The following is a 12651-nucleotide window of genomic DNA, read 5'->3' on the forward strand; positions in this document are numbered from 1 at the left end:
GGTGTCAACTCTTGCCAAAAAACCTTAGTAGATGAGATAATATACCATGATTACAAGAATTACCATTGTCAGCGGCAAAGATGAAAGTAATATTCCGAAGGTAACCCCTGAGCAGCTTTTCCAGGCTCATCCTTTATGGGCTAGAGATATAGAACATTTTGGACCTTGGAATAGTGTCGAAGATGAGTGCCGAACTTATTCTACGTGGTTATCAGGAGCCAGAGCGGGCAGGCCGATAGCTATATGCGGTTCCTGCTTTTCAAGTCTTGATGTTGCGTGGCGTCTTAATTCTATGGAAGATCTGCCGGTGTGGGGAAGCGTTTTGGCTGTTGAACAGCACACTGGACGCGGCCAAATCAGGCGGGAGTGGGTTTCACCCCCCGGCAATATCTACGGGGCAATCAGGTGGCCTGGGATTGCTGCTGGATCTCCCGGGGAATTCCGGCCTGTATGGGCAAGAATTTTGCCTCTTATCGTCGGTTATCTCGCTTGTCGTGCTCTTAAAGATATAGGCGTTGAAGTTCAACTTAAATGGCCTAATGATCTTTTGAAGGACGGTAAGAAAATTGGCGGGATTCTTATTGAAGAGCGCGAATCTACAATTATGGTGGGGATAGGTCTAAATACAGCTTCTGCCCCTGAAAGAGAGCAACTCCGTCCTGATCATGCTGTTTCTGCTACATGTATTAATACTGAAGAAGTGCAGCTTGGCCCGCTTGAAACTTGGATTCATTTTGTGGATTATTTTAAAAGCCAGTTTGATTCGATTATTTCAATGCAGGAACCGGAAGATTTTCTTAAAATTTTGGCTGATCAATTAGTATGGTTCGGTGAAGAAGTTAGAATCGTGGATGGTCCTAAAGATGTTTCAGTAGGGCGTATCTGCGGTCTTTCTGCGGATGGCGGGCTGATTGTTGAGAAAGACGGAGCCCGGCATACTGTATATTCTGGAAGTGTTATGCCTCTATAGTTTTTTATAATACATCTATTTTTAATTCAGTAGATTGTGTATAAAATATAATTTAAAAATTAAACACCTTATATTAAGCGAAATTAATTAAATGACTGTTTCGCGAGCACAATGATTACTGTTGTGTAAGGAGTAAATAATGGCTGGCAAAAAGGAAGAAGTTGGTACCGCTAAGAAATCAGAGACTGAATCTCCTAAAAAAAGTCAGGCAGTAAAACAGCTTGAACAAAAAATGGTTTTAGCCGGTTCTGATATTGTCAAAATTGGAGAAGATGCAGAACTTTTAGTTGGCGGTAAAAACTATAATACAGCACTGATCAGTCAAGTTGAAGGTATCAGAGCTCCGCAGTTCAGAGCTATTTCATCTTTGGCTTTTCATAAACTGCTTGATGAAACAAAGGTTCACGCAAGTCTTGTAAGAGCTGTTGTCGACAGCGAATATAATGCTGTTGATTGGAACAGTGAAAGCGTTAACAGTGATTCCGAATTTATACAGAATTTTGTCCGCTCCATTGCCTCTGTAATTAAAGAAGAAGCTAAAAAACATTCTGAAACTTTAATTCAGTTAAGAACTTTTGTTAATAACGTTGTTGAAGGTTTTGCCACCTCTCCTGAAGGTATTGATCAGCTCCGTAAACGGTCTGTTCTGGTTCAAAGTGCTATTTTGTCTGTCGACCTTCCAAAGGAAGTTGATGAAGCTGTTAAATCTGCTTATTTATCTATTTGCAAAGATGCCGGACTTGAAAATGAACCTGTTGCTGTCAGATCTTCCGCAGCCGGTGAAGACAGTCGTAAAAAAGCCTTTGCCGGACTTCAGGATACTTATCTAAATATTATCGGTGAAGATAACTGCGCTAAGGCTTACCATTGGGATTGTGCTTCCGCTTATAATCTCCGCAGTATGACTTACCGCCGTGAAGCAATTCTTGACGCTGTCACTCTCGCTGAAAATACCGGAGATGCTTCTATAGCAGAAATAGCCAAAAAAGAATGGGCTATTGAAAATACTTCATTGTCAGTCTGTTTGATGCGCATGATTAATCCGGTTATCTCCGGTACAGCGTTCAGTGCAGATACCGCAACAGGTTGCCGCGGAACTGACCGCAAAGACCTTGTTTCCATCGATGCCAGTTACGGTCTTGGTGAAGCGGTTGTCGGCGGAATGGTTACTCCTGATAAATTTTATGTTTTCCAGCGTGATGACGGCTCGGAAGTTGTTGTCCGTAATATGGGCAACAAAGACAAAAAGATTGTTTACAGCGAAAATGGCGGAACCAAAGTTGAAAAGGTTCAACCTAATGAAATTTATCGCTGGGCTTTGTCGCTTGCTCAGGCCGAAGAAGTCGCTAAAGGCGTCCGCTCAATAAGTCAGGCTTATGGCGGCATGATCATGGATACTGAATTCTGTCTCGACGCAGCAGACAGATTATGGTTTGTGCAGGCTCGTCCTGAAACACGCTGGAACGAAGAGTTCGCAGATCATCCAAGTACAATTTTTATGCGCAGGCTGGAAGTTGATCCGAAAGCTCTTGTCTCGGCAGAAGTACTTCTCGAAGGAAACGGAGCTTCCCGCGGAGCGGGTCAGGGGACCGTTAAATATCTGCGGTCAGCTCTTGAGCTTAATAAAATTAATAAAGGTGACATCTTAGCTGCTGCCCGTACTGATCCGGATATGGTTCCGGGAATGCGTATTGCCGCAGGTATTATGGCCGATGTCGGCGGGGATACCAGTCACGCCGCAATTACTTCTCGCGAGCTTGGAATTCCGGCAATTATCGGTATTCAGCGTCTTGAAATTCTGCGGTCACTTGATGGGCAGGAAGTAACTGTCGATGGTTCCAGAGGCAAAGTTTATCGCGGGTTGCTTCCGCTGCGTGAAGTAGGTGGAACTATTGATACCGCAACGCTTCCTGCAACAAGAACAAAAGTTGGGCTTATTCTTGCTGATGTAGGACAGTCTCTTTTCCTCTCGCGCCTCAGAGAAGTTCCTGATTTTGAAGTCGGCCTGCTTAGAGCTGAATTTATGCTTGGTAATGTAGGTGTACATCCACTTGCGCTTGAAGCATACGACAACGGAACTCTTGATAAGTTGATTCAGGATAAACTTGATGAACTTGATGCACGACTTACTCTTGTCATGAGGTCTCAGCTTGATTCCGGTCTTATTTCGCTGAACATAAAACTCAGAGAATACGTCGGAGCTCTTACCGGGCTAAGTCCTGAAATGGATGCACTTGCCAACGGTGAAAATGCCAGAGGAACTGAAGAAGTTCTTGCTATGCACCGCAAGCTCAGAGATTTAGACAAAAAATTAGATAATTATTTGGAACATGCGGCAGAAAGCCTATATATTTTAAAGACTTCTGTTAAAATAGAAGAGCATGTTAAAGCCGTTTTAGGACTTCAGCAGGGCGTGGAAGAAAATGCTGATTCACGCTTTATCTACAGGCGTTTCGAATCTCCTGATGAAATATCAGACATGGTCGGTAAGGCTGTTAAAAATCCGATCGTTATTGAACTTAACGAAAAAATTAAATCTTTACGTGAAGAAGTTGCTCGCAAGATGGGCCTTAAGTCCGAAATGGACGAGGTTCAGACTTTAAGAAAGCGTATTTTTGAACTTTTACAATCTCGCGGATTGCGTTCTGGTAAAGAGAATTATATCCAGACATTATCACAGGGACTTGCTCTGTTCTCCATGGCTTTTTATGGCAAAGATATCATTTACCGGACCACAGATTTTAAAACAAATGAGTACCATAACCTGCTTGGCGGACTCCTTTTTGAAAATCATGAAGATAACCCGATGCTTGGATATCGAGGCGTTTCCAGAGATATTCATGATTGGGAACTTGAAGCTTTTAAACTTGCGCGAGGCGTTTTCGGTGGAAAGAATTTACACCTGATGCTTCCGTTTGTCAGAACCATTGAAGAAGCAAGAAGCATGAAACGTTACCTTTCTCAGGTTCATCATCTTGAATCAGGTAAAGACGGCTTAAAGCTTATTTTGATGGCTGAAATACCTAGTAATGCAATTCTCAGTAAGGAATTCATTAAAGAAGTTGATGGATTCTCGATCGGCTCGAATGATATGACTCAGCTTGTTTTAGGAACAGACAGAGATAATTCCAGGCTCCAGCATATCTATGATGAAGAAGACCCCGCCGTTGTATGGGCGATTCTTTCGACCATATTCACCGGGCAGAAATTTGGTAAGAAAATCGGTTTCTGCGGTCAGGGTGTATCAAACAGTGTTATTCTGCGCGGAGTTGTCTGCATTGCAGGTATTGTTTCAGCTTCTGTTGTGCCTGATACATATCTTCAGACAAAACTTGATATGGCGGCTGTCGAAGCTGAAAATATCAAGGTCAGTGAACTCGGTAAGTGGATTAATGCAAGACACTTTGATAATCTTGCAAACTTAATGGAAGGGAATGGTTACGGGCATATCATTAAGAAATACAATACACCTGAAGACCTGGAAGACTGGTATGAAGGTGAAATAAGAAGACTTAATGAACAGCTTCGTGACAACATTGATACTCCGAAAGAAGATTTTTATCGTCAGGAAATGAATACATTCCGCGGAACGTTCCATAAAGCTGTGATCTATTCTGCATGGAACTGGTCACAGACTGTCGAAGACGCCATGCACCATGCAGGTTTTGCTACTTTTGAAGAACAGGAAGCTGCTCTAAACAAGCAATATTCCAAGAAATGGTAGAATTGTAGTTATTAATAATCATCAAGACCAGCTTTTAAGCAAGTTGGTCTTGATGAGATTTGTGCATTCTTTGTGAGTTGCTGGAAACCTTGACAGATAAGGGCGGCAAAGGCATATTCAGACAATATCAGGAGCAATAATGTATAAATCAAGCTGGTTTTTAAAAATAAGCCTGACTGTTATCAGTTTGTTGATGCTTATTCTTAGCGGATGTTCCATGAAGTCTGATAACTATGTCGGCAGTCAGGATTCTTATGGCTCCAGAGTTACCCGTAAGATAGGGCGTGGAATGACTAATATCATTACGGCTCCGATTGAAATTCCTAATCAGGCTGTGAATATGGCGGCAGAAAGTGATGGTCCGGGTGAACAGTTGGCTGGATATTTCGGCGGCTTTGTAACCGGGTTTGCGTATGGAACCGGAAGAGTTGTTTCCGGCATGTATGATATTGTTACTTCACCGTTCGGTGGACCTGCTGGCCCCACAATGGATGAGGAATTTATCTCCTCTGAATTTACCGATAAAGTTGATGCCCGGGATAATAGTTTTACAGATATCACCGGCGGAGAACTGTATTGATTTATTCATTTTTTTCATGGTTGGATCGTTATATATTGCAAAAAAAGTTATTTAAAATTTAACCCTCCGCAGGATTTACGCTGGAGGGTTTTTATTTGCCATTTTTTTAAAGTAATGAGGAAGAATATGTTAAAAAGGACAGTGTTATTTATTATCGTCTTGGTGTTCGTATCCGGTTGCGCCAGCAAACAGGTATTAAAAAGTCAGATAGCTGAAATTATAAAAGAAAATCCACAAATTATTTTAGATGCAATGCGTGAAAATAATCTGGAGTTACTGAAAATTGTTGAAAGCGGTGTTGATGCACGCAATGAACTAAACCGTAAAGCGAAATTTCAAGCTGAAATCAATAATCCTTTTAAACCTGTTCTTTCTCCTGACAGGGCAAGTATAGGCAACCCTGACGCGCCTGTTACTATTGTAGAATATTCAGATTTTCTTTGTCCTTACTGCCAAAAAGGAGCCGAGGTTGTGCGCGACCTTGTAGCCAAAAATCCTGCTAAATACAGATTGGTGTATAAACATCTTCCACTGCACGCAGAATCTAAAAAGCTTGCAGCTGTTTTTGAGGCTATAGCTCTAATTGATAAAGATAAGGCTTTTAAATTTCATGATGCAGCATTTCAAAATCAAAAAAAATTATTTGATGATTCTGATGGAAAAGTTCTCGGCAAAATATTGCTTGAACTGGGTATTGATTTAGGTGAATTGCAGAAGGTTTTGAAGTCTGCAAAAATTGCCGAAAATATTGCTGCAGACCAGGCAGAAGCAAAATCATTCGGATTTGATGCAACTCCTACTTTTCTTGTAAATGGAGTTTCAATCCGCGGTTATGTACCAGAAGATAAATTCGAAGCTATCGTTGAGCTTATTCTTGAAAAAAGTCCTAAAAAAGAAACCACTGACGGTGACATTTGTGAAGATTGCTTAAATAAAATGTAATTATTTAGGGATACTAAATGAGAGATATAAATAACATTGTTGACCCTCCAGAAGATCTCCATATTTGCTTCGGAGGGGGAGACTTTCGTAAAATCGGAAGTAAAATGGTTACTTTTTGTAAAGAAAAGCTTGATCTTACTCCAAACGAAAGTGTTTTAGATATTGGATGCGGAATTGGACGGCTTGCTTTTCCATTGCTAGAATATCTAAGTGAAAATGGCAGGTATGAAGGTTTTGATACTTTTCCGGTAGGAGTTAAGTGGTGCTCTGAAAATATCACTCCTGAATTCCCGAATTTTAAATTCCAACTGGTTGATATTTTTAATACTACCTATAATCCATACGCTCAGACAAAAGCTTCGGAATTCATTTTCCCGTATGAGGATAATACCTTTGACCTCGTGATGTTGAATTCTGTTTTTACGCATATGATGCCTGATGATATCATTAATTATCTATCTGAAATAGATAGAGTTTTAAAAGATACAGGCAGAGTTTTTGTAACTTATTTTTTAATAAATAAAGAATCTTCTGAACTTATGAAATCAGGGAAAAGTGTTCATGATTTCCAGAAGTTCGGGATTTTTTATACCTCCGATCCTAAAGAACCTATGGACGCGGTAGGATATGATGAACATTTTATGTTTAACCTTTTTGAGAAGTATAACTTGAAAATTAAAGAAGTATTGTACGGGACTTGGTGCGGGCACAATGCTGGAAATCATCAGGATATTGTTCTACTTACGCGATGATAATCGAGTTTAGCGCAGCCTAAATCTTGAAAAGATAATTGTGAAATCGTTTCCAGAATTTCAGAATCGTTTGTTTTACCGCTTTTATACAGTTGGAGAAGCTTAATCAGCTCAGTCCAGCTTATTTAGAATCCTTTATAGGCAGGAAACATTGCCGCTTAACTTCTTCAGAAATTATGCGCGGTGAGAGTCCTGTTTGTTTTGAAATTTCTACTAAATCATCAAACTCTGGTTTTCTGCTGATTAAATGTCGGTCAAATGTAGATATCTTGATTCTTACCGGATACTTCGTTCCGTTTATTTCAACTTGATATTTATCAATTTTGCGACCTGCGATAAATCTGTTCACAACTTGCGCACGCACTCCGATAGAGCCTGTATGCTGCATGAGTTTACGGCTCATTCTTCTTTCTTCACCGGGGAGACACAGAATTGAAACAAGCTGTGCAGGGCGGTTCTTTTTGCCTGTCGCCGAACTGATGTAGGCATCAAGAGCACCTGCATCAAGCATCTCGTTTAGAGCATGACCTAACACTTCTCCGCTTGCGTCATCAATCAGAGTTTCAAGTAAGACGGCCTGTTCATTATTTTCGCAAGAGGAAATATTCTCAATAATTCTGATAATATTCGGGGATACTTTTAATTCTGCGTTGCCGGCTCCTTTTCCGATTTTAAGAGGTGTTGAAGTCGGGTAAACTTTTATAAAATCATCAACGATACAGGCAAGCAGCGCCACTCCTGTCGGAGTAGCCAGTTCAAACTGCTCGGTTGAAGAAGCTACAGGGATTGATCTTTTACAAAGAATTTCGAGAGTTGCAGGGGCAGGGGCGGGAAGTTCGCCATGATCCATTGAAATAATGCCGTTGCCGACAGCTACAGGAAGACAGGAAATCTTACCGCTCATATAGTCGTATTTATCGAGAAGCCAAAGAACTCCGGCTATATCAATAACAGTATCAACCGAACCAACTTCGTGCAGGTGGTAGTGGCCTTTGTGAACTGCGGACTCAGCCTCTGACAGTGTTGATATTACTTCAAGTCCTTTATCAATCACTTCAGGCGACATTTCCATGAAGTTTGAAATGTTTTTAAAAGCTCTTGCAAGATCTTCTGCGGATGCAAATCGTTCACCTTTAAGCCCGATTTCCATCCGTACAGCTCCTATACCCATGGATGTGGCATGTACGGCTTTAATGGAGGCGGTGCAATGAGTTAATTCACAAACGGCTTTATTGAGGAGGGGAATGCATTCCTGATCTCCTGTAAGGTCCAGCAGGGCGGATAAAAGCATGTCTCCGGCTACACCGGCCATTCGTGGATCAATTAATAGTGATTTCATTTTATCCTTCAGCTGCGGACTAGTTTATCCGCAGTGTTAAAGTTAAAAAACAGGATTTTTATGCCAACGATATGCTGTTTCAATAATTTCACGCAGATCCTTATAGCGGGGTGTCCAGTTAAGAATATTGTGTGCTTTTGAGCTGTCTGCGACAAGTCTTGGTGAGTCACCATCTCGTTTCGGTTCAAATTCATATGGAATTTTTTTGCCGATAACATCACCGGCGGCGTTGATGACATCTAATACGCTGAACCCGTTTCCGTTTCCGAGGTTAAAAGAGTGAGCGCCGTGGGCTGTTTCCAAAAAATTTATTGCAGCAAGATGCGCTTCGCATAAATCTTGAATATGAATATAATCTCTAACACATGTTCCATCAGGAGTAGGGTAATCGTCGCCGAATATTTTAAGCTTGCGACCCTGATCAAGGCTGCTTAACAAAATATTAGGAATGAGGTGAGTTTCAGGGCGATGAGCTTCACCTATTGAACCATCAGGATGAGCACCTGCCGCATTGAAATATCTGAAGCTTACGGAGTTAAAATTATACGCAGTTGCATAATCCGCAATAATTTCTTCTACATATAGTTTGGTTTTTCCATATGGATTCAGCGGAGCAAGCGGGTGACTTTCAGTAATTAAGTCCATGACCGGTTCACCGTATACAGCCGCTGAGGATGAGAAAACAAATTTATTAACGCCATGATTACGCATGGCCTGCAAAAGGTTTAAGGTCCCTGTAACGTTGTTGTCATAGTATTGAAAAGGGTGTTTCACTGAGTCGCTGACAACAATCAGGCCGGAGAAATGAAATACAGCGTCAAATTTTTTAGAGCCTAAAGCTTTATCCAGATCATCGGGGTTTCTTAAATCTCCCTTTATAAACTCTCCCCATTTAAGAGCTTTGGAATATCCTGTAGAAAGGTTATCAAATACAGTAACTTCATAGCCGTAACTATCAAGCATTCGCGCCATATGAGAACCGATATATCCGGCTCCGCCGCATACTAGTAGAGAAAGTTTTTTATTATCGCTATTCATTACGTCTCCATGAGTTCGTAATTATTAATGAATGTTATTCACATAATTAGACGTCAAAACTAACATTTTGTCGAGTTCAAGTATAGATAGCCGACTGGAAAACTATAACTGTAATTTTTTCAAATATTTTTTAATTTTATATTTATAAATAAAGGTATATTGAATAAAACATCTTAGTGAATTTTTCAGGAAATAAATAGCATCAATTGCAATGATCTTAATAGGCTATTGTGTTGATCAAAAAAATTATAATAATTTATAAAAGAGGATTCTAACTTGCTAAAAAAATTAATACTATCCATTTTTTTTATGTTTATAACGTCCAGCAGTTATGCTGCTGCGATTACTACTGACAGAGTTGTTTTTTACCCTTCCAGCGCGGATATTTCAAGAGTTGTTACTGCTGAGATCACAGTCGGCACGGATGCTGAAAATTCTGATAAAATTGTGACTTTTATTCTTCCCGGGCAAGCTTTGCCCGATACATTTTCGATAGAACCACGGACAAAACAGATTGTAATTAATGATGTTTCGTGGAGTAGAGATGACTTGGTTCAATCTCCGGCGGCTAGTGATATCGAAAAAAAAATAAACGTGCTTAATGCAAAATTAATGGCAGTAAAGGCTCAAATTCAAGCAGTTGAAGGAGGTATCCTTTTTTGGAACGAAAGAGCTAAAGTTCAACAAACCAAAGTTGGAGAAGTTGATAAAGTTGCTGATTTAGTTGTTTCAAACCTGTCAAAGCTCTATAATCAATCTGTAGAATTGAACAGTCAAAGCAGAGATATTTCGGTCATTATCACCGAATTGAAAAGAAAGCTTAACGAAGTTTCAGGACAAAGTAAAAGTCGGTGGATTATTACTGTTTCTGTAGCTGGAACAAAAAGCAAGCATGCGGATTTTAAGATAAACTATATGTTGAGTAACTGCGGTTGGCGTCCCAAATATAAACTGGATGCCTATCCTGACCAGAATAAAGTTAAATTTTCTTTTGATGCTGAGATTTGGCAGGGTAGTGGAATGGATTTTCATAATTTTGATGTAGCCCTTGCGACAGTTAAAGAAAATTCACGTATTTTTCCTCCTGAATTAGGACTCTGGACAATTGCTCCGAAGCATGAAGATGAACCGATGCAAAAAAAGTACGCACGTTCAATGATGGTTATGGAATCTGCTATGACAAATAGTGCTGATAAGGCTGTTGCCGATCCTGCTCCGATACAGGTTAAAAAGTCCACATATTCAATATGGGAACTCGGCACAAAAAATATTATTGCTGGGCCGGCGCGAAAGTATTCCATATTAAATGAAAACTGGAATGCCGAGTATTCATTTCTATCACGACCATCCGCTACTGCTGATGTATATGTTTCAGCGAAAATGAAACTTCAAGATGCAAAAGATTTTCCAGTAGGGCAAGCTCTGGTTTTAATGGAAGGAGCTATGATCGGGAAAATTGATTTTTCTTTTTTCGGTAAGGATAAAACTTTGTTTTTTGGAGCTGACCCCGTACTTAAGGCAGAGCGAAAAACCTTAGAAAAGTATTCAGGAGCAAAAGGTGTTTTCGGATCAAAACAGACTTACAAGTGGAAGTATCTAATCAGTTTGATTAATCCAAGGAAAATACCTGTTTTGATAAAAGTTCAGGAGCCTGCGCCGTCTTCAGGAGATGAAAGAATAAAATTAAGTGATTCTGCTAAGCCTAAAGCAATAGTCAAGGATAATAATTTTGAATGGGATATAACTGTTCCAGCAAATCAAAAAGCTGAAATTCAGTATGATATTGATTTGAACGCACCCGAAGATATGAAAATTGATCTAGGTCTTGGCAGATAAATTAAAAAAAGCCCGTTTCAACCGAAACGGGCTTTTTTAATTCTCATATGAGTATGAAATTAAAAGTTATATCCGAGGCTCAGTCCTACAACATGGCTCTGGCCGTTTTTAGTGGAAGTATCAAGAACACCTGTTCCGGCCCTTGCTTTGATATCGCGATCTTTCATCCACAAGTACATGTAAGAAACATCTACTACCAGTTTATCAAATGTCACTCCGAAACCTGTTGAAACTATCTGTCTATCATTGGTCGGGAGCATGTAGTCCTCATATCCTTCACGGATAGGACTCTGGTCATAAACATAACCGGCCCTTAAAGCTAAATTTTCAATGGGCAGGTATTCAACACCAAATTGAAACCTCCAAACATCTTCCCATTTTTTGTTTACAGTAACATTTTTTCTTCCGATAGCAGTAGATTTATCAAAGTGATATGTAATGTCACTGTATTCGCTCCATTCAGAGTAGATTGCATCGGCTTCAACACTGAAGTTTGGAATCGGCTTATATTCTAATCCGAAAAAAAACATATTAGGCGTATTCATAGACATTGTTACGGCAGAATCGTTGAACAGTGTCGTCGGGCTCATACCGGCAGGCAGATTATAGCTTGCAGATCCGTCTGCGTGGTGCAGCATCTTGCTGCGGTAAGAAAACCCTATAGCCCATTCATCACATGGAGTAATCCTTAAACCTGCGTTAAAGCCGGGAGAGATTCCGTCAACAATGAGACGCTGGTCAATATCATGTGAAGTGTCATCCGGATCATTAGCACCTGTAGGGTCAAATTTTTTGCGAAGGTCAGCTCTTACGTACATAAGTTCCAACCCCAGTGAAAACGAAATATAATCATTATACTTGTAAGCGAGATTAGGATTTATTGAAAATGAGTTCAGTTCTGTACTGTACGAAGAGTATCTTCCCGCCCAGTCTTCTGAAAAAGTTGTGCCAAGTCCGTAACGTGTAAATGTACCAATTCCAAACCAAAATTTATCATTTAACTGATGTGTGAAATATGAATGAGGTGGAACATAAATTTTATCTTTAGTGGAGGCTGACTGGGTGTTTCCATTATAGGTGGTTGTTAAATCATTTTCAATCGCAATTCCTGACACACCGGCTAGCACCTGAGTTCCGTTAAGCTGTGTCATTCCGGCAGCGTTCCAAGCAATGGCAGAAGGGTCGTCTGCGCGGGCAATCATCGCTCCCCCAAGAGCATTACCGCGAGCACTCCATTCATATAGGGCGAACCCTGAAGCTTCAGCTCTTTTACAGAGTCCGGAAGACAATGTAACTCCGATCACACAAAGTAGTATACCTACATATACTGTAAACTTGTTCTTCATGCACAAACTCCTTAACGCAAGATACAAAAATCTTAGAAGGTAAATTTACCGCAATATCCCCATTTCCATAGTTTAATCGGAGATTTTAGTATATCGGCTGATAGTATATGTAAAGATAATTTAG

General features: G+C 40.3%; 9 protein-coding genes. 6 read left to right on the forward strand and 3 right to left on the reverse strand.

The genetic code is table 11. From position 1 onward, the window contains the following. Positions 1-46 precede the first annotated feature (46 nt). The 5 genes from B9N78_RS02885 to B9N78_RS02905 all read left to right on the forward strand — a co-directional run bounded on the left by B9N78_RS02885 (position 47) and on the right by B9N78_RS02905 (position 6968). Entirely contained in the window at positions 47-970 is a 924-nt protein-coding gene (locus tag B9N78_RS02885) for a biotin--[acetyl-CoA-carboxylase] ligase (protein WP_085098021.1), read from the forward strand. A 139-nt stretch (positions 971-1109) separates the two neighbouring features. Beyond that, positions 1110-4694, forward strand: a complete 3585-nt coding sequence (locus tag B9N78_RS02890; protein WP_085098024.1) for a PEP/pyruvate-binding domain-containing protein — start codon at positions 1110-1112, stop codon at positions 4692-4694. A 139-nt stretch (positions 4695-4833) separates the two neighbouring features. Next, positions 4834-5274, forward strand: a complete 441-nt coding sequence (locus B9N78_RS02895; protein ID WP_085098027.1) for an exosortase system-associated protein, TIGR04073 family — start codon at positions 4834-4836, stop codon at positions 5272-5274. 126 nt (positions 5275-5400) lie between these two features. Next, positions 5401-6216, forward strand: coding sequence for a DsbA family protein (locus B9N78_RS02900; protein ID WP_085098029.1), 816 nt, complete (start codon positions 5401-5403; stop codon positions 6214-6216). A gap of 17 nt (positions 6217-6233) precedes the next feature. After that, positions 6234-6968, forward strand: a complete 735-nt coding sequence (locus B9N78_RS02905) for a class I SAM-dependent methyltransferase (RefSeq protein WP_085098032.1) — start codon at positions 6234-6236, stop codon at positions 6966-6968. Positions 6969-7089: 121 nt separating this feature from the next. Here the strand turns inward: B9N78_RS02905 and larC are convergent, their stop codons facing one another. Both larC and galE read right to left on the reverse strand, forming a co-directional pair. Beyond that, a complete protein-coding gene (gene larC / locus B9N78_RS02910) occupies positions 7090-8307 on the reverse strand; it encodes a nickel pincer cofactor biosynthesis protein LarC (protein WP_085098035.1) in 1218 nt (405 codons plus the stop codon). Between the two features lie 42 nt (positions 8308-8349). Further along, positions 8350-9345, reverse strand: a complete 996-nt coding sequence (gene galE, locus B9N78_RS02915; protein ID WP_085098038.1) for a UDP-glucose 4-epimerase GalE — start codon at positions 9343-9345, stop codon at positions 8350-8352. Between the two features lie 276 nt (positions 9346-9621). On the opposite strand from galE, the gene B9N78_RS02920 reads away from it, so the two are divergent. After that, positions 9622-11181, forward strand: a complete 1560-nt coding sequence (locus tag B9N78_RS02920; RefSeq protein WP_085098041.1) for a DUF4139 domain-containing protein — start codon at positions 9622-9624, stop codon at positions 11179-11181. Between the two features lie 59 nt (positions 11182-11240). Here B9N78_RS02920 and B9N78_RS02925 read toward each other — a convergent pair whose 3' ends face one another. Beyond that, a complete protein-coding gene (locus B9N78_RS02925; RefSeq protein WP_085098044.1) occupies positions 11241-12527 on the reverse strand; it encodes an OmpP1/FadL family transporter in 1287 nt (428 codons plus the stop codon). Positions 12528-12651 lie beyond the last annotated feature (124 nt).

Origin of the sequence: Desulfovibrio gilichinskyi (assembly GCF_900177375.1) — a bacterium.
GTDB lineage: Bacteria > Desulfobacterota > Desulfovibrionia > Desulfovibrionales > Desulfovibrionaceae > Maridesulfovibrio > Maridesulfovibrio gilichinskyi.

What these genes read in the sequence shown, in the direction of transcription:
- B9N78_RS02885 (WP_085098021.1), top strand. Translation starts at nt 47, where the DNA reads ATGATTACAAGAATTACCATTGTCAGCGGCAAAGATGAAAGTAATATT.
- B9N78_RS02890 (WP_085098024.1), top strand. Translation starts at nt 1,110, where the DNA reads ATGGCTGGCAAAAAGGAAGAAGTTGGTACCGCTAAGAAATCAGAGACT.
- B9N78_RS02895 (WP_085098027.1), top strand. Translation starts at nt 4,834, where the DNA reads ATGTATAAATCAAGCTGGTTTTTAAAAATAAGCCTGACTGTTATCAGT.
- B9N78_RS02900 (WP_085098029.1), top strand. Translation starts at nt 5,401, where the DNA reads ATGTTAAAAAGGACAGTGTTATTTATTATCGTCTTGGTGTTCGTATCC.
- B9N78_RS02905 (WP_085098032.1), top strand. Translation starts at nt 6,234, where the DNA reads ATGAGAGATATAAATAACATTGTTGACCCTCCAGAAGATCTCCATATT.
- larC (WP_085098035.1), bottom strand. Translation starts at nt 8,307, where the DNA reads ATGAAATCACTATTAATTGATCCACGAATGGCCGGTGTAGCCGGAGAC.
- galE (WP_085098038.1), bottom strand. Translation starts at nt 9,345, where the DNA reads ATGAATAGCGATAATAAAAAACTTTCTCTACTAGTATGCGGCGGAGCC.
- B9N78_RS02925 (WP_085098044.1), bottom strand. Translation starts at nt 12,527, where the DNA reads ATGAAGAACAAGTTTACAGTATATGTAGGTATACTACTTTGTGTGATC.